This window comes from Caballeronia hypogeia (genome assembly GCF_001544875.2).
Classification (GTDB): domain Bacteria; phylum Pseudomonadota; class Gammaproteobacteria; order Burkholderiales; family Burkholderiaceae; genus Caballeronia; species Caballeronia hypogeia.
The window spans coordinates 57,276-78,246 of record NZ_FCOA02000031.1 but is presented as its reverse complement, the minus strand read 5'-3'; the positions used below and the strand labels follow the sequence as shown (position 1 = coordinate 78,246).

Genomic DNA, 20,971 nt, shown 5'->3' with positions numbered 1-20,971 from the left:
GCTGCATCGTCGTCGCGCTCAGGAAAGTCTTCGATGAAAAGCGATCAGGCTAATTCATTTCAACGCGTCGAGAAAGCGCTCGCCGGTGACGACGGTCCTTTCATGAATCACCTGGTACCGGGCGTGCCTCAAGTAGCCTACGGACGCGCATCCAGCATCGTGCCTCGACAGCGGCGAGCGCCGCATCGACATGCGTACAGGCGCTTGAGCGCCGCCGTTCGGCGCCCTTCGACATCAAGGGCGTAGTCGATGAAGATCTCTGCGCCCTCTTCAATTTTGCGTGTCGCCCGGATGAAGATTCGGTCACCCTCCTGGTCGGCTTCACAGTTGGGTGCGCAACTATGATTGATCCAACGCGCGGAGTTGCCGCCTTGTGCGCCATCGATCATGCGTCCGTCGTCAAGCCCGAAGAAGAAGGTATGTCCGTCTTCTGCGGTGGACCGCTCATATCGGCGTTGTGCCTCTTTCGCTGAGATGATCTCGCCTTTGTACTCGAGGATTGAATCACCAACGAAGATGGCCGCCGTGGCGAACACTCCACGACCATGAATCGGCGAGTCACGAACTGCAATGCGGCGCATGGTGGACACTCTGGCGTGGGGGAGAAACGAAAAATCTGCATTGGGGGTGACGACAGGCATAATCGCATCATCGCATGTCAGCCAGTCTAGAAATGTCCGCTCCGCCTCGTCGCACGAAACTTAAACGCAAGCCGGCGCGCGGCACGTTGGTGCGCTATGAAGATCGGATTGCGGAAGTTCTGGGCGAAGCGCGCGGGCAACGTGTCATGATTCGCTCCATTCACCCAGACGGACAGGAGCGCCGCACCGCGGTGAAATGGGTGAACCTCATACCGCTCGAGACTCAGCTTTTCTGACCCAGCGTGACGTCTCCAACGGACGACGACGGCCAGCTGGACGCCCGCAACCGTCGCGCGTCACCCTGCTGTCGCTGCGCTCACGCCTGGTTGACGGCGTCTTTGAAGCTCTTTCCGGCAGTGAACTTCACCGTCTTGGCTGCTGCGATCTCAATCGTCTCACCGGTCTGCGGATTCCGACCGGTCCGCGCGGCGCGTTCGCCGGTCCCGAACGATCCAAAGCCGATCAGCTGAACGGTGTCGCCCGCGGCCACCGTTTTCGAAATCGTCTCAAGCACCGCATTGATCGCCTCTTCAGCGGCGGTCTTGCTCGTCCCCGACTGCGATGCAACCGCGTCAATCAGTTCCTGCTTGTTCATTGGGTCTCTTCCTCTTTATTGAAAACGAAACGCGATCTTACCGAACCGCTCCGAAAAACAGACGACCGCCGCTGCTACGAGGCCGCGTCGGTCGCATCCAGGTCGAACAGATCCGATGTCGTGCTCTGTGCAGCGAGCAGCTCGGGCAAGTCACCCTTTCGAACCTTGGCCAGCGTCTCTGGCGACAGCCAGGTCTCTTCCATCGCTTCGATGCCATCTTCGATCATCCGCTGCAGGAAGTACGACTGTTTGCGCCCTGTGGCCTCTGCCAGCACACGCAAGCGCTGTTCAATGACGGGGTCGATGCGCACCGCCACGACCCGCAATTTATTCTCTGCTGATCTTCTCACCTGTTTGCTCCTTTTGACCGTCGGCGCAACTGCGGCACCCACCGCCCGTGGATTGCGCCGCTTGCCGGCGCCACCCCGGTCATTATCTAGGTGCGAGCTTTCGCTCTCGTCGTTTTGCCAACGACGGCCTTTCGAGCGGCTCGCCTCACTGGCGGACTGGATTCTGCCGTCGACACGCGCCGGGTCGGGGGGCGCGTCGTTCCGCGCAGCGAATTCAACTGCGCTTGAAGTGACTTGTGTGCCGTTTCGAGCGCGGCGAGCTTGCCTTGCAGCACCCCAGTTTGATGGCGGGCATCACCCTGCTGCTCCTGCAGCGCCTCGACGGTGCGACGATGTTCGGCCTCTCGCTTGTCGGCGCGTTTACCTGCCTCGGCCAGTTCCTTTTGAGCCTTGGCCACCGCGCTGCGTTCCCGATCGATCTCCAGCAGCGCGCGCTTTTCCGACGCGCGTAAGCGCTCTTCGGCGCGGTCCGCCGTCTCCCGGAGTTTTTCGAGATCGCGCGAGAAGGCGTGGCGTACCTTCTCCAGTTCTCGCTCGCGCGCAAAGGCCTCTTCGCCGAGACGCTTGATCTCCGCCTCAAGCGCTTTGCGCGTGGCGGCCTCCTCGGCCTGCTGCCGCTCCCATTCGCGGATCTCGACCTGCGCCGCCAGCAACGCCGCGGTGCGCTGCTCGAGCGCCGTTTCGGTCCGCCCGAGCTCGTCGCGCGCTGCCACCAGTTTCTGTTCGGACTCGGCGCGCTGCGCTTCGACTTCGTCGCGCAGTGCGGTCAGCTCGGCGTGCGCGGACGTCGTCGCCCGCGTCCACAGCGTCCCGATCAGTTCGCCTGCGGCGTCGCTCAGATCCTTCGGCAGGTCGGGATGTTCGATGCGCACTCGGCTCTTCTCGCGCAGCTCCGCCCAGAACTCGCTCAGCACCGACGCCGGTGTGCTCATGGTGCCGCGCCGCACCAGGTTGTAGAGGCGATTGGCCGTGGGCGGAACGCCGAAGCGGAAGAACAGCAGTGCGCACACCTCGCGATACAGCTCGCGCGTCTTGGGAAATTCGACCTTGAGGCGTTCGATATCGGCCGCGAGGCGGGTTTCGTCGGAGAGAACGTCGGACATGGACGCAAAAGATCGGGTGGAGCGTACATATTACAACGTATTTCTCAACAAATCTAACGTCGTGGCCTCATCGATTTGACATTAATTCTATAATGTTAATTATAATCACCGAAATGGCGAAATCCGAATGAGGTGTTCTTGAAGCGCGCCCTGCCCCCGTCCGCCGCGCTCGCGCTGCAGCCAGCACCGCTGGAAACACTCGTGATTCCGTCCGAACTGGATGGCCGCACCGGGCTGAACCGCGCTGTGACGGGGCGCGCGCAAATCGCCGCAGACAATGACCTCGATGCGGTTCGGGCCTGGCTCTCGCGCTTCGTCGATACGAAGACCACCTTCGAGAACTATCGCAAGGAAGCCGAGCGGCTCCTGCTCTGGTCCGTCGTCATGCTCGGCAAGCCGCTCTCCTCCCTGACGCACGAGGACTGTTTGCGCTACCAGCAATTCCTGGCCGACCCGCAACCGGCCGCCACCTGGGTCGCCGGCGGTGGCCGCAAACATCCTCGCGGCGATGCGCGCTGGCGTCCGTTCTATGGTCCCCTGTCGCCCGCCAGTCAGCGTCAGGCCGTGGTGATCCTCAACGCGCTGTTCTCGTGGCTGGTTCAGGCCGGCTATCTGGCCGGCAATCCCCTCTCCCTGTCTCGACAGCGCGCCAAACACGCGGCGCCGCGCATTACCCGGTATCTCGAACCGAGCATCTGGCAGGAGGTCAAGGACACCATCGCTGCCATGGCGCGGGACACCGACCGAGCAACGGCCCACGCGGTCCGGGTGAGGTGGCTTTTCACCCTCCTCTATCTGGGCGGACTGCGCATCGCGGAGGTCGGCGTCAACACGATGGGACAGTTCTTTGTCCGGCGCGATGCGGATGGCAAGACGCGATGGTGGCTCACCGTGCATGGCAAAGGTGGCAAGGAACGGCTGGTGCCGGCCACCCAGGAAATGATCACAGAGCTCTCGCGATACCGACAGTACCTCGGGCTGAGCGCACTGCCCTCGCCCAATGAAGATACGCCGCTGGTTCTGCCGATCGGCGCCACGGTAGCGAACGGGGGCACGCAGACGTGCGCCCCTTTAACGCGTGCCGCGCTGCATGCGATCGTCAAGGATGTTTTTGCCAAGACCGCCGCTCGACTTCGTGGGCGCGACGAGACGTCTGCGGCGCGTGCCGACCTGCTGGAAAAAGCTTCGGCTCACTGGCTTCGGCACAGCGCTGGATCGCACATGGCTGATCGACAGGTCGATTTGCGTATGGTGCGCGATACCCTCGGCCATGCCTCGTTGACGACCACGAGCCTCTACCTCCACATCGACGACGACCGACGCCATCAAGAGACCGACGAGAAGCACCGGATAGATTGGTAACCGACTTTGGAAATGCGACTTGCGACATATCGCCTGCTGACGCCCGCCTCATTTGATTTTAGCTACGCCACTTCCCCAACACTCCCCATCAAAGTGCCTGTTCCGGAACCCCAGATCTCAGCCGATAAAAGCAATCTCACCTTCATTCTGCCTCGGCGCGGGGAGCCAGTGACGTGCATCGTCTCTCGAGCAGCCCTTGAAGCGTATTTTTGGCTCGCCCCGAACGCAGACGATGCGAGGACGCTGACGGTTTTCAGGAACGGATTCGGCCGTATTCTCGCCGTCGCAGAGCGAAAGCTCCTCGCGCATCCTTCCACCCACTTGGAGTTATCGGCACCTGACTTCGCAAAGAGCTGATTTCGCTAAATTCGAGCGCGCTAGGCTCGATGTGCGGTAGTGCTGGTCGCGAATTGATGGCGAAGCTTCTCGATGGGGTTTGCGGAACCGACGATTAGTTGCGTTAGTAGCCAGATAGACGTCACCCGCCGACATAGGAGACATACGAACGCATCGAAGGCTCGAGCCGAACTCGTCGCGATGCGCGACAATATGCGCTAACGTCGATTGCAACGACTCCAACTACATTCACAGCGAAGACGCGAAAAGAGCGTGCAGGAGGGAGCGGCTTGCCAACTGAGAAGCCAGGCGACTGGCCCTCTGCCTCGGTGGGGCGGACAAGAATGGTGCGAAGCCAATGTGTCTGGATCCGCCGATGACCGATCACATCCCCTGTGGTCACGTCATATGTTATCCTAACGAAAATACGCTGAATAGATTTGTGTAAAATCAAGTCAGCGCGGCGGTCTCAGTCACTCGACCCGTCCGACGCTCGCCCAAAAAACTCGAATTCGACGGTGTCGAGAGTGCGCATTCTCGGCGTATTCGTCTCGTGCGCAGTCCCCCAGGGTGACAATTTTTTCATGTTGAGATCGCGACGCCGCATGGCAAGTTCTAAAACGGCCTTCCGGCTCCGCGGCGGCGATTGATCCGCACTATGCTCGACGCAAACGCCTTCCGCTTTCATCGAAGCTCCTTCCGATCGCGAAACGGTTCACTCTTTTATTCCCCGCAGCGCAGCGCCTCTGCGGCGCAGCGCTTCAAGCGTCATCAGCACCACGACTGCGAACACGATAAGAATCACGGCCGCAGCAAGAATGGTCGGAGACAAATGTTCCCGCAGGCCGTTCCACATCTGGCGAGGCAGTGTCCTCTGTTCCGGGCCGCCGAGAAACAACACGACCACGACCTCGTCGAACGACGTCGCGAAGGCAAACAACGCGCCGGACAGAACGCCCGGCCACACGACCGGCAGAACAACCGAACCGAAGGCCGTTAAGGGTGACGCGCCGAGATTGCGAGCGGCGCGCATCAAACTATGGTCGAAGCCAGCCAATGTCGCGCTGACGGTGACAACGACAAAGGGCATGCCCAGAACGGCATGGGCCAGCACAATGCCGATCAAATTGTTGGCGACACCGAGTCGCGAGTAGAAAAAATAAGATCCGACCGCGAGGATGATGACCGGAACGATCATAGGCGACAGAATGGCGGCCATGATCAACCGCTTTCCCGGCAGATTGCGGTGATTCAACCCGACAGCGGCCGCTGTTCCCAGCACCGTCGCCAGGGTAGTCGATATGACCGCGATCATCAGGCTGTTCCGGATGGACAGTCCCCACATCGGATCCGTGAACAGATTGCTGAACCATCGCAGACTGTACGAATGAATCGGGAAATTGAAGAACGAATCGGAGTTGAACGCGAGTGGCACCACGACCGCCACAGGCGCGACCAGGAAGAAGAAGATCAGCGCACACGCAACTAGAAAAGCATAACGACCATATCGTTGAGCATGCGTCTCATAGCTCACTGTCATTCTGGTTTGCATGATCAGGCAAGCCTCATGTTTGTGATCCCGACGAAGCGATCATAGACGTAGTAAAGCGCAAGCACCGCGACCAGCAGAAGCGCACCGAGCGCCGCGGCGAGACCCCAGTTCAGCGAGCGAGTCAGGTTATCCGCGATGAAGTAGCTGACCATCTGATCTCCGGCCCCGCCCAGCAGGGCAGGCGTAATGTAGTAGCCCAGCGCCAGGATGAATACCAGCAACGCCCCAGCGCTCATGCCCGGGACGCATTGCGGGAGATAGACGCGCAGGAAGCAGGTCGTCGGCGAAGCGCCGAGAGAACGCGCGGCCCGCACATACGAAGATGGAATCTGCCGCATCACGGAATACATCGGCAGGATCGTGAACGGTAGAAGAATGTGGGTCATCGCGATGACCACGCCGAAGCGATTGAACATCATCGGCACGGGAGACGAAATCAGTCCCACGCTCTTCAGGAAGGAATTGATCACACCGTTTTCCTGAAGCAGAACGATCCACGCCGTCGTACGCACCAGCAATGAAGTCCAGAACGGCAGCAGCACGAGTATCAGCAGGAGATTCGCCACGCGGTCTTTCGAATGTGCCAGGAGATAGGAAATCGGGAAACCAAGAGCCAGACACATCAGCGTGACCATGATGCTGATGCCGGCAGTGCGGAGGAATACATCGACGTACACGCGCTCGGCGGAAGGCTGCATGACGATGGAACCGGCCGTATCCCGCCGCATGTCCAGCGCGGAGAGAAGGAACAGATCGTTGTTCGATGAAGCGAGGTTGCGAATCGTCCCCCAGACCGGCGTTTCTCCCCACGCAGGATCGGCGCCGACGAACACCTCTTTCCATGGACCCTCGTCACGCGCGTTGACGCGGCGGCTCGCTTTCATGAACGCTGCCCGAAGACCGCTCTGTTCAATATTGAGGCGCGCGGCAATGTCGCCGGTGGTCTGGTCGCGAGCTGCGATCTTCATGTCCGTCGCGAGCGCTGCGTACACGGGTTCGGGCGGGGTCTCTTGCCTCGTGCCATTCCAGGCCCTGACGGCGTTGATCGTGTTGGCCAGACCTTCTGGAACGGTCGTGTTGTGAAAGCTTCTGACGAGTATGGTCCCAAGCGGTAGCACGAAGCTCAGCAACACGAAAAGGAACAATGGAGCGATGAGCGCGTACGCTCGCAGGTGGCCACGTCTTTCCGCTTGTCGCAGACTGCGCTTGAGCAGCGCAGCGGGGACTGAAACCTCGTTGCATCCAGGGAGGACTTTCGCTGAACTTCGTCCGTCCGTGGAATTGCTGACGACATCAGAGATCATGGTATGCACCGGGCGATAAGGAGCGGGATCGGGAGAGGCGCGTGCGCAGAGCACTCTGCGCACGCGCCTGGCTTATTTCGCGAGCCACGCCGAGAAGCGCTTGTTGATGTCGTCGCCGTTGTCGCTCCAGAACTCGGCATTCGACACGACCGCACGGCCCGATTGCCCCGCGTTCGGAAGTGAAGACTTGGTCGCCCCGGTCACGTTGTTGAGCGCCGAAGTACGCGGCGGTGCATAAGGAATGATGTTCGCCTGCGCGGCAAGCGGCTGCGTGCCAGTCGCGAAGCGGACGAAGTCGAGTGCGGCAGCCGTTTTTTTACCGTTCTTGAGTACGACCCATCCCTCTGGAATTTGGACCTGTCCGTCCCATACGATGGCGAAATTCCGCTTGTCCTTGACGTTCGCATCGTAGATACGGCCGTTATACACGCTGGTCATGACGACTTCGCCCGATGCAAGAAGTTGGGGCGGTTGGGCGCCCGCAGTCCACCATACGAGTTGCGGCTTGATGGTGTCGAGTTTTTTGAAGGCACGATCAAGACCGGCCGGAGTCGCCAGGGTTTTGTAGAGATCCGCCGGTGCGACGCCATCGGCCATCAGCGCCCATTCCAGGGCGACGCCGGGCGCCTTGCGCAAGGCACGCTTGCCGGGATATTTGCCGAGATCGAAGAAGTCGTTGATCGTCTTCGGACCGTTCGCGCCGAACTTGGCCTTGTCATAAGCGAGAACATTGGCGTAAAGGTCCGTAGGAACGCCGCATTCCGACATGAGACCTTTGGCGAAGTCCTTGGATGCCGGCACGCCGTCATCCCCGGGCGGCAGCTTGGAGAATCCGATTTTTTCGAACAAGCCTTCGTCACACCCCTTCAGCGCATCGAATGCCTCCACGTTGACGACATCCCATTTCACGTTTCCCGTCTTGACCTGCGACTGGATTTCGGCCAGACCACCGTCATAGTCCTCCGGGATGACCTTGATGCCCGTCTTTGCGGTGAACGGGTCCTGCATCGCTTTCTGCTGGGCGGCGGCAATCGCGCCTCCCCAACTCGTGACCGTGATGGATTGCTGTGCAAATGCGAACCCGGGCAACAACAAGAGACCCGCAATGATTGCTACGCGATGGCGCGACATACTCTTTGCATTCTTCATGAGTGGTTCCTTCAGGTGGACCGAGTTGGCGTGCTATTGAGATCTATTCGGCGTTCAGTGCCCGACAGTCGTGCGCGCGCCATCCGATGTTGATCAGACTCGTGGGCGCCAACGCTTTTGTTCTGCCGTCGTTGGGGACTGCGACGACAAAGTGCTCTAGCCCGCATGCGCGCAGGCGGACCCTGGCGTATTTGCCCAGATAGGTCACATCGACGACTCGTGCCGGCACCCGGATATCGACCGCGCCTGCTTCTGGCTCGATCACTACGCGTTCGGGACGAAGGGAAAGACGTGTACGCTCACCCGAACCGCGCTCGACCACTCGGTGGGCAGGAATGAGCGAACCATCCGGCAAACGAACCTGGCACAGCTCGCCATTGACCGTGTCGATCTGGCCGTCGAAAGCGTTGTTCTCGCCGATGAACTGAGCAACGAATGCATTGCGTGGCTGTTCATACAGCGCGATCGGATCGTCGATCTGCTGAATCACGCCCTGATGAAAGACCGCGACGCGATCTGACATTGCCAGTGCTTCGGTCTGGTCATGGGTGACGTAGACGACGGTAAGCCCGAGATCGCGATGGAGTCGCTTGATTTCGTATTGCAACTGCTCGCGTAGCTGCTTGTCGAGTGCTGACAACGGCTCGTCCATCAACACCAGTTTCGGTTCGAAAACAAGGGCTCGCGCAACCGCGACACGCTGTTGCTGCCCGCCTGACATCTGCGCGGGCCGTCTGGACTCGAAGCCCGCGAGTCCCACCTTGTCCAGGGCCTGCCGTACGCGGTCGGTTATGTCGCGCGTCGCCACCCTTCTCACCTTCAAGGGAAACGCGACATTCTCGGCAACGGTCATGTGCGGAAAGAGCGCGTAGTTTTGAAAGACCATGCCGATGTTGCGCTTCTCGGGCGCGATGTGCGTAATCGGCTTCCCGTCAAGAAGGATCTCGCCGGACGTCGCAGTTTCGAAGCCGGCAAGCATCAGCAGTGAAGTGGTTTTTCCGGATCCGGACGGCCCGAGCAAGGTCAGGAATTCACCTTGAGCGACATTGAGATTGAGATCCTTGACCACCAGGTTTTCGCCGTCATACGACTTCTGCACGTTCCTGAACTGCACCAACGGCTGACTCATGTGCTCTCCCTTTTTTGAAACGGCGTCGGTCGCAAGCATGGCGTTGACGCCCGCATGACGCGGATAGGCAGTCTTTCGACGTGCCGGCGCGCGGCCCACACTTTGGTACAACGCTCAGCACGGTCGCATCGTCAGCCGACAAATCTTCCCCAACAATGGTGTCAATTACCAATTGTCGACAATTAATTGATGACCTATACTTGGTTTACCTGAAATTGGGAGTCGGAGATGCAGAGAAGTCCTCGAACGCTACGCCCAGTGGTCCGTCAATCGACTGAGTCGCTCACGATCAACAACTTGCGGGAATACCTTCTCTCAGGGGCGGCACGCCCGGGCGAGCGGATCACCGAGGCAGCGCTGGCGAATGAGTTGCAGGTTGCACGGGGCACGGTTCGCACCGGACTTCACCGTCTCGCGACCGAAGGGCTGGTCGTGCAGACGCCCTACTCTGGCTGGCATGTCGCCGAGCTGGACGAAGTAGATATCTGGGAGCTCTATACATTGCGTGGATGCCTGGAGGGGCTGGCCTCCCGGCTTGCCGCGGAGCGGATGACCGAGGAAAAGAGACTGCTCCTGCAAGATCTGTGGGAGCGGTTCGTCGACGCCTGCCATAAGGACGATCACACGGCCGCCAGCCGATTGGACTTCGACCTCCATTTCGCGATCGTCGAAGCGGCTGAACATTCGCGCCTGCTCGAGCACTACCGGCTGGTCGCGCAGCAGGTGAAGCTTTTCATTCAATCGAGCAATTCTTTCTACGCCGATCGCCTGCAGGAACTCATTCCCCAGCACGCGCCCATCATCGAGGCGATCTTGCGAGGCGACGCGAAAGGCGCCGCCCATGCGGCGCAGCACCACAACGAAACCGTGGGTCCGCAATTCCTGGAATCCGTACGCCATAGCGAAGTTCGCTCCGACAACTGATACGCCATTACAGTCGCCCACCAAAGGGAACACCATGTCGACGACCGATTTGATCGAGCGGGATTGCATTGCGACAATTCGCGTTCGCGAAGACCTGACCGCGGCCTTTCGTTGGGCAGCCAGACTTGGCTTCCATGAAGGAACCTGCAACCATTTCAGTGCGATGCTACCGGACCGACCGGGCTGCTACCTGATCAATCCTTTCGGCCGGCACTTCTCGGAGATGCAAGCGAGTGATCTTCTGGTGGTCGACGAACAGGGCTGTGTCATCGAGGGTCACGGCGAGGTTGAGCTGACCGCCTTTCATATCCATTCCGAGATTCATCGAGCGAGACCCGACGCGCTTTGCGTCCTGCATACGCATATGCCCTACGCGACGGCGATTGCTTCGCTCGATCGCGGCAGACTCCTCATGTGTCATCAGAACGCCACTCGCTTCTATGGACGAATCGCTTACGACGACGACACCACGGAAGCCTTTCAGGGTCTCGCGCTGAGCGGCGGCGAAGGCGCGCGCATGGTGCGTGCATTGGGTGACAGCAGCGCTTTGCTGTTGAAAAGTCATGGCCCGCTCGTGATCGGGGCGAGTGTCGCTGAAGCATTCGACGACCTCTACTATCTCGAACGCGCAGCACAGAACCAGGTTCTTGCGGTGTCCATGAATCAAAAGCTCGCCGAGATCGATCACGAGACGGCCAGCAGAACCGCAGCCGATTTCAGGCACTATGCTCCGGCGGCGGCGCGCGCGCATCTGGACGCGTTGCAGCGCATACTCGACAGGGAAGATCCAGGCTGGCGCACCTGACGTTCGCTGGCATTCTCGCAAACCGCCGGACATCAGACTGATTCAGAGGCGCTGCGACCGACTCCGTCTCAAGGCAATGAATTCGCAAGGACCGCACATGGGTATCGTCAACGACACGGTTTCGTTCACTCGCATGGATCAAGGCACCGAGGAGGAATATCGATTTCTCGAGAAGAAATTCGAACCGCTTTTCATCAGCCTTGCGAATAGCGTGCTCGAACTGCTGAAGCAATTGAAGGGGGATCGCGTCGGATACAAGATCGACCGCTATGAGCATTCACTGCAGGCCGCCACGCGCGCATACCGCGATGGCGCCGATGAAGACACGATCGTGATGACGCTTCTGCATGACGTAGGTGATACGCTGGCGCCGGAGAATCATTGCGAACTCGCGGTTGCGATCCTGCGTCCTTATATCTCGGACGACAATCTCTGGATCCTCAAACATCACGCGGTTTTCCAAGGGTACTACTATTATCATCATGTTGGTCGCGACCGGAACGAACGGGACCGGTACCGTGACCATCCGCTGTACCAGCGCGCCGTCGACTGGTGCGAGAAGTGGGACCAGGTTTCGTTCGATCCTGACTACGACAATCTGCCTTTGGAGTTCTTCGAGCCGATGGTGCAAAAAGTCTTCGCGCGCAACAAGTTCCGCTACGGTGACTGAGAATGAGCGACGGTGATCTATGATACTCGAGCGAAGCGCGGGTTCATGAATCACACGACACACCAGGGACGCCAAAATCCTGGAGGACCGCGGTGTTTAGGGTCGACCGCGATGTACCATCTGATTAGACCGCTCGCGCGGTATGGGGCTCCGTCTGCGCCTCTGGCAACGACTGCCGGCTCAGTGGCACCAGTGCTTATGTTGGTGACTGAGGCAATCCGCGCCACTCTCCAACAGGAGCCCCATCGGACCTGCCCGCGTCTATGCGAGCACTCGGTTCAGGACCACGACTAAGCCACGGTGCTTCCAGCGTCTAATACGATCGACGCCCCGTTCATGTGAGACGATTCTGATGAGAGCAGGAATGCAACCGTGTTGGCCACGTCCTCCGGTTTTCCATACGGGGTCTGCGTCGCTCTAGTGATGGGGTTTCCACGCTTCGACGCCATCTCATTCAGAGAATCAATCAACGCCGTTTGAATTGGACCAGGAAGGACCGCGTTCACCCGCGCTCCCGTTCCGATGCATTCGAGGGCGGCACTTCTCACAAGACCCAAGACCGCGTGTTTGCTTGCCACATACGCAGACAGGTTTGCGCGGCCGCGGATCGCTGATGTGGATGCGGTTGCCACGAAGCTACCTCCCCCGCTCGCCCGCAGGGCCGGGAGCGAATGCTTCAGCGCGAGGAATGTGGCCCGGACATTGACATTCATAACGAGATCAAATACCTCGTCTGGATAGTCCGTGACTGCTTCGAGATGTCCCGCCAACCCTGCGTTACTCACGAAGCCGTCAAGCCTTCCAAAGCGCTCCACAGCGAATGCCACCAAGTCACGCATGTATTGAGCTTGAGTTACATCTCCTGGAAAAACTTCCGCTTCCGCATTGAGGGCACGACAGCGAGATAGCACTTCGGCCGCAGCTTTCTCCGTGCGGGCCGCAAGAACAACGGACCATCCGCGTTCGGCCAGGCGGATACAGACTGCTCCACCAATGCCCCCGGCTGCACCGGTGACAATCGCGACTCTATGATTGGTTTCTACGTCATCCCCGGATAGAGATGGATCGATTTCTGTTGGCATAACGCTCCTGCGTCTTTCCGCTTCGCGATGAGGTTCGACTTCACCATGCCCGTCTCGAGTGAGTGAGAAATGGTTTCCCTCGCCCGGGCCCCAATGAACCCAAAAAAAGGGCTCAAAAAACAACGATGTCATCGACCCTCGATGGATCAACAACTGAATCGCCTAATTCGACTCAACCGAAAGTATCTCTTCCAGGCCGTAGCGCGGCGTGAAGGGATCGTGAAAGTCCCACCATGATTCGACTGTTCGCAATCACGAAGCCCGACCCCTTAACTGTCATGCCGATATCGGCGCATTGCCCGTTAATACTGCCAACTTCCGCCTTTGGAACCCTGAACGCTCGGATCGCACATCGATCGCTTGAAGGGCAACGCCGTTGCTGTCGACGCGGGCCATTACCGCTGAGGGTTAGGACGTCGAGCCCTGACACCCCGCGCGATTAAGCAGCGAATGGCTGGATGTCTTCAGTCCGGTATTTCTCGTCAGGGAAACACGAGACCCTATCGACTGTTTTGATGCTTGGTGGGAGACGATACTACCCAAACCACGACAGCTTCCGTTTCGCCGCGGTTCACCCATCGATAAGGTTGGCCATCAATCCGAAAGCTGTCCCCTGCCGTTAGCAGGGACGCCTGGTCCTCGATCCAAAGCTCCAGTTCTCCCTTGACGACATAGCCTTCTTCTTCGGTATCTCGCTCTATCGGCTCTGCCAGAAGTGCGCCGGGGGCGATCGTGCTCAGAAATGTCACAAACACTCCACCGGTATTGGTGGAGGGCGAAAGCACTTCCTCCACGAGACCATCCGTCTCTGTTTCGAGTTTCCGACGCGATGCGGCGCGGACGATGTGGCCGACCTCTTCTGCCGGTTTGAACTCCGACATCAAGAACCAGTTGAGTGGCACGCCAAGCGTATTGGCCAATCGCCTCAGATCAGAGATAGTGCTTTCAGCGTTACCACGTTCGAGCTGGCTAATAAAGCTAACCGATCGTCCTGTTGCGGACGCAAGGTCAGCAAGCGTCTTCGCCTGCGCCTTGCGCAGACTCCGGATCGCTTGTCCGAGTGCCACCCGGTCAATCCCGGCCTCCGCCGGTTCGGATACTGCCTGCACGGAACTGCGCCCCATCGCTGCCTCCACTCGCCTGAAGAATGTCTGACCGGAAAATATAGTCAGAAAATTTTTCACATGAAAAATCCGATTGTACTATTCTTCAAGCGTTCAACAAGCAAGCGATCGACACCTTCCGCACGTGCCCCGCGATCCCGTGTGGGACGGCTCCCACCAATCAGACCGCCACGAATCCGCAAGCGGAAGGCGCGTCCAACTTAATGCGTGTAACTCGCGGCCGTTTCCGTGAGACTCTTTCCTTTCGTTTCTGGCGCGAGCCACTGTGACACACCCGCTCCAATGGCGGCGATCGCGGCGGCGATCAACATGGTGCCAGAAGCACCGATGTTTGCCATCGACCATGGAAGGAGAAACGTTCCGAGACCGGCTCCAATCCGGCTAAAGCCGGCGGCGAACCCAGTCCCGATTCCTCGCACCTCGGTCGGAAAAACCTCGCTGGGATAGATAGCCGACAAGGTAGTGGGTCCAGCATTGAAAAATGAAAAGATAAGAAAGAGCGCTAGCACAGCCGCGGCTGGGGCATTGGCCCACAGTCCAATTGTCGCAAGCACTATGGTACACACCCATTGTGTTGGTACCGTCAAGGCCCGACGTCCAACTTTGTCGATCAACAAAACGGTAATCACAACGCCTGCCAAAGCAACTGCAGAAAGGCCCAGACCACCTCTCAGTCCAGCGTCGAGATTGTATTTCTTCAGGACGCTATCGGCGAACGTTGCAATCGCAAAATATGGCGTGACGGCGCAAAACCAAAACATCGATACGAAGAAAGTGGCTCGCCAGTATTGCGAGGAAAACAGCGTCCGAAATCTCGCGCTACAAGCGGATGTAGACTCGCACTCAATGTCGGCGATGTCTTTGCTCTCCATATATCGCCAGGCGATGGCATGCGCTTCCTCGAAACGCTTTTGATTCCATAGCCAGCGCGGCGACTCAGGTAAGCCTATGCGCCCCACGATCAGTACCGCTGCAATGAATGTGCTCGTTCCAAGTACTGACCTCCAACCCCAATGAAAAACTTCATCGAAAACGTATCCCGCAGCGAAGGCGACCATGAATCCGGTGTACCAGGCGACGATGGCAGCGCCCATGAGCCGTCCGCGTAACTTCGGCGGCGCGAACTCCGACATAAGGGGCCAACCAACAGAATACTCAGCACCGATCGCAATGCCCATCAACAAGCGCACGATAAGAAGCTCAAGCGGCGAACTTACAAAAAATTGCATCGCCGACGAAACGAGGAACAGGACCATGTCCAGCATGAACAGCGGCTTCCGTCCAAATTTGTCTGCGGCCCAGCCTCCTAACGGAGAACCGAACAAGATTCCAAACAGCGCCCCCGCGGCAATCAGGCCTTCCCATACGGTCGAAATACCAAGACCGGCCGTCATCTTAGCCGTCACAGGGCCGACGATTCCGAGGATGTAGCCATCGAGGAACTGTCCTCCGGTAAGGACAAGCATCATCCTGATCATGAAGCGTCGTTTGAACGCGACGGACGTCTCTGTCTCGCCGATTGTACGTATAGGGGTTGAGAATGACATGGATGCTCCTCCGTTTTCATATGCAGCTGGCAACTGGACCAATGATCAGTAAAGTTGCACTGCGAAATCGTCTTTATGCTGTTGGGCCCTTTTCAGCACACGGTTCGATCCGCGACTTGTCAGGCTCTAATTTATTCGACAAGTGTTTTCTTTAGCGAAACAATGCGCGCATTACGTTCTTGAATCGGCGCAACATATCGTCGTCGTACGCCTTCACACAACGTTTCAACTTCACTCTGCGGCAACACATAGGATGCAGGCGTTCAATTTCAGCCGAAGACCGTCGATATGCCAACGTGGCCGTCACATCGAGAGCGCTGCGATTTAGAAATCAGCCTGCGCAAACGGACTCGCCTTATCGAGCCAATCGAATTCCTCGGCTCCAGTACTGGCGACTGTCTCGGTTCGGCACAACGACGTAGTTCTTCTCGCCCGGAAGGAGTTGCGAGCATCCTCCACAACTCGATCGGCCAAAGCAGTCTCACCCTCATCGGCGAGTCGCTCAAAGGTTATGCGATCCTGGAAACTCGGACGTGTCATTGGTCTTTTCCTAGTGAACTAGCACGTTGCATGGGCTGTATCCGATTCGGGTTCATCGCGCCGAGTTGAGCTTCCAGTTGTTGGAGCTAAAAAGGGGCCGGCACCCCTCAGTGAGGCACCGGCCAAAAGCACTCACGCTTCTCGCTTGCCCGCAGTGAGTCCACTCCAAGGAAACTCAAGTCTCCGCTGAACATGTAATGCCGGAGTTATTTGGCAACCGGCATCGTGAATTCAGCACCTTTACTGATGCTATCGGGCCATCGCTGCATCACGCTCTTGTACCGCGTGTAGAAGCGGATGCCTTCTTCCCCGTAGGCATGGTGGTCACCGAAGAGTGACTTTTTCCAGCCTCCGAAGGAGTGCCACGCCATCGGGACCGGAATCGGCACATTGACACCCACCATCCCCACTTGAATCTGACGGGTGAATGCTCGGGCCACGCCACCATCCGACGTGTACAGCGACACACCGTTGCCGAATTCGTGCGCGTTTATCAGCTTGACCGCACTGGCGAAGTCCGGGACGCGGATGACTGCAAGGACCGGCCCGAAAATTTCCTCCTTGTAGATCTTCATGTCCGTGCGGACACCGTCGAACAGCGTACCGCCAATGAAAAAGCCATTCTCCGCAGCGACCGGATGAACACGACCATCCACGACGAGCTTCGCGCCCTCCGCTTCACCCGCCTCGATGTAACCCGAGACCTTCGCCTTGTGCTCGGCCGTGACGAGCGGACCCATCTCCGCGTCAAGGTTCTCGCCGTTCTTGATGACCAGCGATTCCACGCGGGGAATCAGCTTTTCGATAAGTTCGTCGCCTGTTTGGCCAACAGCGACCGCAACCGAGATTGCCATGCAGCGCTCGCCCGCGGAGCCGTATGCGGCGCCGATGAGAGCGTCGACCGCGCGGTCGAGGTCAGCGTCAGGCATCACAACCAGATGATTCTTGGCGCCGCCGAGCGCCTGGACGCGCTTGCCACGCTTTGAGGCTTCCGTGTGGATGTACTCGGCAATCGGCGTCGAGCCGACGAACGAAATGGCAGCCACGTCCGGATGTTCGATGAGCGCGTCCACTGCGACTTTGTCGCCGTTCACCACGTTGAACACACCGTTGGGCAACCCCGCTTCCGTGAGCAACTCGGCGAGACGCAAAGAAGCTGAAGGGTCACGCTCCGAGGGCTTCAAAATGAACGTATTGCCGCAAGCGAGCGCCACCGGGAACATCCACATCGGTACCATGACCGGAAAGTTGAACGGCGTGATGCCCGCCACGACGCCGAGCGGCTGACGCAGATTCCAGTTGTCGATGCCACCGCCAATCTGATCCGTGAAGTCGGTCTTCAGCAGATTCGGAATACCGCAGGCGAATTCGACGACTTCGATGCCGCGGACGACTTCACCTTGCGCATCGGTGAACACCTTGCCGTGCTCGCGAGTGATGAGCATCGCGAGTTCGTCCTGGTGTTTGTTGAGCAACTCTTTGAACTTGAAGAGGATCCGAGCACGCTTCAGCGGTGCCATCTCGCTCCAGCTCGGAAACGCCGCGGTGGCAGCCTGCACCGCGCTGTTGACTTCTTCGACCGACGCCAGAGCGACAGCACCCGTGACTTCTCCAGTGGCCGGATTAAAAATATCTTTGAATCGGTCGTTCGACGGAGCGACGACTTGGCCACTGATAAAGTGGCTGACCGTTTTGACCGAGAGGTCCGCCTTTTCGCTTACTACGTTCATTTCAAACTCCAAACTCGATCCTGGCCAGGCAGCCAGGGTGCTCAAGTCCAGCCCCCGCCTCACGCGATGCGCACGGTGATCAAGACTTGGTCAATTAGCCTCTTATCAACCACCAACGGCGGCGAGGAGGCAAGCATGTCGCCCTTGCAACACCTATCAATACACCGACTGGGGTGCATGAGGACGATTTCGTAGGCGCACGCCTTGACAGAGTCTGGACGCTACTCGAGCGAAGTCGCAACTACAAGGCCCAGATCGCGGATGTCCACGACGTGCAGAGAATCGGATGCTGATAGCGGTCGCCGTAATGTCCTTGAGCGAAACGCTCCCACGGACGACTGGAAAAAATATCTAGCGTCCATTTAGTCAGAACTACTACGTGAATCTAATAATCCTTCGCAGCAGCAAAGCACGGGGATGACAATAGCCGAGGGCAACCGGCCGCCCTCGGCTTTTCAGCATCAGCCTTCCAACGTAGCCAGTGCCTTGCGAAGCCCTTCCGCGTGATCCTTTGACAGTGCGCGCAGCGGCTTCCGCACTCGACCTGTTCCGAATCCTCGCAGTTTCGAGGCATGGAGAACCGATGCGACGTATTCCGTCCGCCAAATGAACAACAGCGACGGAAGCATCTTGTGCCAGAGCGTGAAGGCTGCGGATACGTCTCCAGATTGGACCAGGTTGTAGAGCTTCACTGCTTCGGTAGGCAGGAAGTTGGCCGCGCCCCAGATCGCGCCTTTTGCACCAGCCAGAAACGCGAAAATGGTGGTCGGATCACAACCGTTGAGAACGTTGGCGCCAGTGGAAATGAACTCCTGGTGAGTAGTGATGTCACCAGCGCTGTCCTTGATGTAGTTGTAGTTCGGAAGTTCAACAAGCCGCTTCAGAAGCGACGGCGAGACAGCAATGCCAGTCGCTTGGGGAATGTTGTAACCGATGATGTCGATCCCGATCGAGGCATCAACTTCCTTGTAGAACTCGAAGAGTCCGTCGTCGTCCGACGGCCCTTCGAAATACGGCGGCAATACCATGATGGCATTTGCGCCGATCGACTCTGCATGCTTGGAGCGACGGATGACTTCGTCCACGTTCAGTGCCGACGTCTGACAGATGACATTACAGCGCCCCTGAACCCGCTTGGCACCCAGTTCATACAGCTTATTGCACTCTTCTTCGGTCAGGTACGGATGCTGCCCCGTACCTGAGCCGAACACGATACCGTGAACACCAGCGTCGATATAGCGGTCGACGAGGTCTTCGAAAGTTCGATAGTCGATCGTCCCGTCTTCATTGAACGGGGTTTGCATTGCGAGATTGACACCAACAAGTTCCGCCATTTCCTACTCCATTGAATTTAGACTTCGAGACCAGCTTCTTTGAAGCGCTTGCCCGTTACGTAGTTCACGCCCACCGACGTGATGATTTTCGGATACGCGCGGGCCGGAGTCGCTCGCGACTTGAGAATGTCGATCGTCCGCGAACTCTTTCCGTTGGCGAGCTCCGCGATGGACTTGCCAAAAGCCGTGCCCCGCGAAACGCCCGTTCCATTGCAGAACGCGGCGCCGTAGACATTCTTCGCCAACTCACCCCACACCATCCCGCCGTTTTGAGACAAGGTCAGGAGGCCGCCCCAGCTTGACTCGAATCCCATAGCAGACAGTTCGGGCCAGCGTCTGTCGAATGCGACTTGCTGCTGGATGCGCGCGCGCATGACATCATCGAGCGACGTCTTGAAGTTGTTCGCGTACGCATACACGTTTCGTAGCAGCAGTCGGTTGTCGAGCGTGCGTCGAACCGTCGTTCCGAAGCTGTTGGCCGGGATCAATCCGTACGCGCTTTGATTTCCGACGCGCTTGAGCTCACTTTCCGTCAGTTCGCGTGTCATGCTTGCGAACGTGTAGACAGGAATCGCGGAGTTGCGATAGAAGCCGAACTTCGTCAGGTAGCCCGCAGCACAGATAATGACTTTCGACGCCTTGATGACCGCGTCCTTGGTCTCGAAGACGTGCTGCACGTCGCCAAATTGGGCGGACCTGATGGCCGTGTTTTCGTAGACTGAGACGTTCTTCGGAAGCGCGCGCGCGGCGTTCTTCAAGTACTTGGCGGGCTGAAGCAGAATGGTGCCGGGGTGATGAAGCGCCTTGATATAGTGCTTGCTTCCCGTCATCTCACGCATCTCACCTGCTTCGACCCAGCGGTACTTCTGCCCCATTCGATCAAGGGCTTTCGCAAAGTTGCGGAGATCCTGAACGCCACCGTCGGTAGCAGCGCTGTGATACTTGCCCTGCGGATCCCAGTCGCACTCGACGCCCAGTTCTTCCACCGCGTTCTTGAGGTACGCGTTACCTTCGAGGTTGACGTATAGCTCCTCACTGTTGCCCTTTTCGTCCTCGGCAAAATTCTGGTTTCGCGGATTGTGGGCAAGATCGATCGCGAAGCCCATGCAGCGGCCGGATGCGTTGTTTCCAATACGACCCGCATCCACCAGCACGACCTTCGCATCCGGGCGAAGCTCCGCGTAGCGGCGGGCCGCATGCAGGCCCATCCAACCCGCGCCAATTACAAGACAGTCGCACGTTACATCGCGCGTCAGACGATTCAAAGGCAGTTCCGGGCCTGAGGTAAGGTACCAGCCGGACACTGTGGGCTCTTCATGCGGCGGATCGATCAGGATGCGCTCGCTCAACGCTCTTGCGGCCAACTCTTTTCTCCTTAAATAAACCTATTGCTTTAGTTTCGGCGCCGAACAGATCCATTTGTCCGGTAGGCCTTCTCCGCCGGGCGTCTCCGAGCGTCGATCCTGGTGTGAACCACAGTTCTGTGACTGCGAACTCATCGAAATCCTGCAGCGTGTTTCCACTATAAAATTCGGCCAAAATTTTTTCAAGAAAAATTCCGATTGTTTTTTTCTTTTCAAAGAAATTTTGGATTTGCGCGAATGGAGTACTCACATAGAACCGCGAGACGGCCAAATCTCGCAGGGAAAACCCTAGCCTTGATTAGGTTTGCGTAAGAGTTTCGCGCTGGGTTG

21 protein-coding genes are annotated in these 20,971 nt (G+C 58.2%); 6 read left to right on the top strand and 15 right to left on the bottom strand.

Translation table 11 applies throughout. From position 1 onward, the window contains the following. Positions 1-137 precede the first annotated feature (137 nt). The gene (locus tag AWB79_RS31025; RefSeq protein ID WP_061171263.1) at positions 138-641 is read right to left on the bottom strand and encodes an SET domain-containing protein; all 504 of its coding nucleotides are present in this window, start codon (positions 639-641) and stop codon (positions 138-140) included. A 14-nt stretch (positions 642-655) separates the two neighbouring features. Here AWB79_RS31025 and AWB79_RS31020 point away from each other — a divergent pair, with 14 nt between their 5' ends. After that, positions 656-877, top strand: coding sequence for a hypothetical protein (locus AWB79_RS31020; RefSeq protein ID WP_232471077.1), 222 nt, complete (start codon positions 656-658; stop codon positions 875-877). Between the two features lie 80 nt (positions 878-957). Here AWB79_RS31020 and AWB79_RS31015 read toward each other — a convergent pair whose 3' ends face one another. From AWB79_RS31015 to AWB79_RS31005, 3 genes are all read right to left on the bottom strand, one after another. Further along, positions 958-1,236 carry an HU family DNA-binding protein gene (locus tag AWB79_RS31015; protein ID WP_061171262.1) on the bottom strand — a complete coding sequence of 93 codons (279 nt, stop codon included), beginning with the start codon at positions 1,234-1,236 and terminating at the stop codon, positions 958-960. Positions 1,237-1,310: 74 nt separating this feature from the next. Continuing rightward, the gene (locus tag AWB79_RS31010; protein ID WP_061171282.1) at positions 1,311-1,586 is read right to left on the bottom strand and encodes a YlcI/YnfO family protein; all 276 of its coding nucleotides are present in this window, start codon (positions 1,584-1,586) and stop codon (positions 1,311-1,313) included. A gap of 86 nt (positions 1,587-1,672) precedes the next feature. Further along, complete coding sequence (locus AWB79_RS31005) at positions 1,673-2,689, bottom strand: DNA-binding protein (RefSeq protein WP_061171261.1); 1,017 nt, start codon at positions 2,687-2,689, stop codon at positions 1,673-1,675. A gap of 138 nt (positions 2,690-2,827) precedes the next feature. On the opposite strand from AWB79_RS31005, the gene AWB79_RS31000 reads away from it, so the two are divergent. Both AWB79_RS31000 and AWB79_RS38595 read left to right on the top strand, forming a co-directional pair. Then, positions 2,828-4,051 (top strand): tyrosine-type recombinase/integrase, encoded by a 1,224-nt coding sequence (locus AWB79_RS31000; protein WP_232471076.1) that lies wholly within the window; start codon positions 2,828-2,830, stop codon positions 4,049-4,051. A gap of 12 nt (positions 4,052-4,063) precedes the next feature. Then, positions 4,064-4,408 carry a DUF1488 family protein gene (locus tag AWB79_RS38595; protein ID WP_082862526.1) on the top strand — a complete coding sequence of 115 codons (345 nt, stop codon included), beginning with the start codon at positions 4,064-4,066 and terminating at the stop codon, positions 4,406-4,408. 694 nt (positions 4,409-5,102) lie between these two features. On the opposite strand, the gene AWB79_RS30990 is transcribed toward AWB79_RS38595, so the two are convergent. From AWB79_RS30990 to AWB79_RS30975, 4 genes are all read right to left on the bottom strand, one after another. Beyond that, positions 5,103-5,939: an ABC transporter permease gene (locus AWB79_RS30990; protein ID WP_232471075.1), complete on the bottom strand. Its 837-nt coding sequence runs from the start codon at positions 5,937-5,939 to the stop codon at positions 5,103-5,105. A gap of 2 nt (positions 5,940-5,941) precedes the next feature. Continuing rightward, the gene (locus tag AWB79_RS30985) at positions 5,942-7,243 is read right to left on the bottom strand and encodes an ABC transporter permease (protein WP_082862525.1); all 1,302 of its coding nucleotides are present in this window, start codon (positions 7,241-7,243) and stop codon (positions 5,942-5,944) included. Positions 7,244-7,315: 72 nt separating this feature from the next. Continuing rightward, positions 7,316-8,392 (bottom strand): ABC transporter substrate-binding protein, encoded by a 1,077-nt coding sequence (locus AWB79_RS30980; RefSeq protein WP_082862524.1) that lies wholly within the window; start codon positions 8,390-8,392, stop codon positions 7,316-7,318. 43 nt (positions 8,393-8,435) lie between these two features. After that, positions 8,436-9,521, bottom strand: coding sequence for an ABC transporter ATP-binding protein (locus AWB79_RS30975; RefSeq protein ID WP_061171258.1), 1,086 nt, complete (start codon positions 9,519-9,521; stop codon positions 8,436-8,438). 258 nt (positions 9,522-9,779) lie between these two features. Between AWB79_RS30975 and AWB79_RS30970 the strand changes: the two genes are divergently transcribed. From AWB79_RS30970 to AWB79_RS30960, 3 genes are all read left to right on the top strand, one after another. Next, complete coding sequence (locus AWB79_RS30970) at positions 9,780-10,445, top strand: GntR family transcriptional regulator (protein ID WP_198399133.1); 666 nt, start codon at positions 9,780-9,782, stop codon at positions 10,443-10,445. Between the two features lie 34 nt (positions 10,446-10,479). Continuing rightward, on the top strand, positions 10,480-11,250 hold the full coding sequence (locus AWB79_RS30965; protein WP_061171255.1) for an aldolase: 771 nt from the start codon (positions 10,480-10,482) through the stop codon (positions 11,248-11,250). Positions 11,251-11,347: 97 nt separating this feature from the next. Next, positions 11,348-11,920, top strand: coding sequence for an HD domain-containing protein (locus AWB79_RS30960; RefSeq protein WP_061171254.1), 573 nt, complete (start codon positions 11,348-11,350; stop codon positions 11,918-11,920). Positions 11,921-12,210: 290 nt separating this feature from the next. Here the strand turns inward: AWB79_RS30960 and AWB79_RS30955 are convergent, their stop codons facing one another. From AWB79_RS30955 to AWB79_RS39785, 7 genes are all read right to left on the bottom strand, one after another. Further along, a complete protein-coding gene (locus AWB79_RS30955) occupies positions 12,211-13,002 on the bottom strand; it encodes an SDR family NAD(P)-dependent oxidoreductase (RefSeq protein WP_061171253.1) in 792 nt (263 codons plus the stop codon). A 500-nt stretch (positions 13,003-13,502) separates the two neighbouring features. Beyond that, a complete protein-coding gene (locus AWB79_RS30950; protein ID WP_232471074.1) occupies positions 13,503-14,186 on the bottom strand; it encodes a helix-turn-helix domain-containing protein in 684 nt (227 codons plus the stop codon). A 140-nt stretch (positions 14,187-14,326) separates the two neighbouring features. Beyond that, complete coding sequence (locus AWB79_RS30945) at positions 14,327-15,673, bottom strand: MFS transporter (RefSeq protein WP_061171278.1); 1,347 nt, start codon at positions 15,671-15,673, stop codon at positions 14,327-14,329. A gap of 746 nt (positions 15,674-16,419) precedes the next feature. Continuing rightward, positions 16,420-17,943, bottom strand: coding sequence for a CoA-acylating methylmalonate-semialdehyde dehydrogenase (locus AWB79_RS30935; protein ID WP_061171250.1), 1,524 nt, complete (start codon positions 17,941-17,943; stop codon positions 16,420-16,422). Positions 17,944-18,404: 461 nt separating this feature from the next. Continuing rightward, a complete protein-coding gene (locus tag AWB79_RS30930) occupies positions 18,405-19,277 on the bottom strand; it encodes a dihydrodipicolinate synthase family protein (RefSeq protein WP_061171249.1) in 873 nt (290 codons plus the stop codon). A 17-nt stretch (positions 19,278-19,294) separates the two neighbouring features. After that, positions 19,295-20,626, bottom strand: a complete 1,332-nt coding sequence (locus AWB79_RS30925) for an NAD(P)/FAD-dependent oxidoreductase (RefSeq protein ID WP_232471073.1) — start codon at positions 20,624-20,626, stop codon at positions 19,295-19,297. Next, positions 20,592-20,891 carry a hypothetical protein gene (locus AWB79_RS39785; protein WP_157695887.1) on the bottom strand — a complete coding sequence of 100 codons (300 nt, stop codon included), beginning with the start codon at positions 20,889-20,891 and terminating at the stop codon, positions 20,592-20,594. Before AWB79_RS39785 ends, AWB79_RS30925 begins: the two co-directional genes overlap by 35 nt. Positions 20,892-20,971: the final 80 nt, after the last annotated feature.

What these genes read in the sequence shown, in the direction of transcription:
- AWB79_RS31025 (WP_061171263.1), bottom strand. Translation starts at nt 641, where the DNA reads ATGCCTGTCGTCACCCCCAATGCAGATTTTTCGTTTCTCCCCCACGCC.
- AWB79_RS31020 (WP_232471077.1), top strand. Translation starts at nt 656, where the DNA reads ATGTCAGCCAGTCTAGAAATGTCCGCTCCGCCTCGTCGCACGAAACTT.
- AWB79_RS31015 (WP_061171262.1), bottom strand. Translation starts at nt 1,236, where the DNA reads ATGAACAAGCAGGAACTGATTGACGCGGTTGCATCGCAGTCGGGGACG.
- AWB79_RS31005 (WP_061171261.1), bottom strand. Translation starts at nt 2,689, where the DNA reads ATGTCCGACGTTCTCTCCGACGAAACCCGCCTCGCGGCCGATATCGAA.
- AWB79_RS38595 (WP_082862526.1), top strand. Translation starts at nt 4,064, where the DNA reads ATGCGACTTGCGACATATCGCCTGCTGACGCCCGCCTCATTTGATTTT.
- AWB79_RS30990 (WP_232471075.1), bottom strand. Translation starts at nt 5,939, where the DNA reads ATGCAAACCAGAATGACAGTGAGCTATGAGACGCATGCTCAACGATAT.
- AWB79_RS30985 (WP_082862525.1), bottom strand. Translation starts at nt 7,243, where the DNA reads ATGATCTCTGATGTCGTCAGCAATTCCACGGACGGACGAAGTTCAGCG.
- AWB79_RS30980 (WP_082862524.1), bottom strand. Translation starts at nt 8,392, where the DNA reads ATGAAGAATGCAAAGAGTATGTCGCGCCATCGCGTAGCAATCATTGCG.
- AWB79_RS30975 (WP_061171258.1), bottom strand. Translation starts at nt 9,521, where the DNA reads ATGAGTCAGCCGTTGGTGCAGTTCAGGAACGTGCAGAAGTCGTATGAC.
- AWB79_RS30965 (WP_061171255.1), top strand. Translation starts at nt 10,480, where the DNA reads ATGTCGACGACCGATTTGATCGAGCGGGATTGCATTGCGACAATTCGC.
- AWB79_RS30960 (WP_061171254.1), top strand. Translation starts at nt 11,348, where the DNA reads ATGGGTATCGTCAACGACACGGTTTCGTTCACTCGCATGGATCAAGGC.
- AWB79_RS30955 (WP_061171253.1), bottom strand. Translation starts at nt 13,002, where the DNA reads ATGCCAACAGAAATCGATCCATCTCTATCCGGGGATGACGTAGAAACC.
- AWB79_RS30945 (WP_061171278.1), bottom strand. Translation starts at nt 15,673, where the DNA reads ATGTCATTCTCAACCCCTATACGTACAATCGGCGAGACAGAGACGTCC.
- AWB79_RS30935 (WP_061171250.1), bottom strand. Translation starts at nt 17,943, where the DNA reads ATGAACGTAGTAAGCGAAAAGGCGGACCTCTCGGTCAAAACGGTCAGC.
- AWB79_RS30930 (WP_061171249.1), bottom strand. Translation starts at nt 19,277, where the DNA reads ATGGCGGAACTTGTTGGTGTCAATCTCGCAATGCAAACCCCGTTCAAT.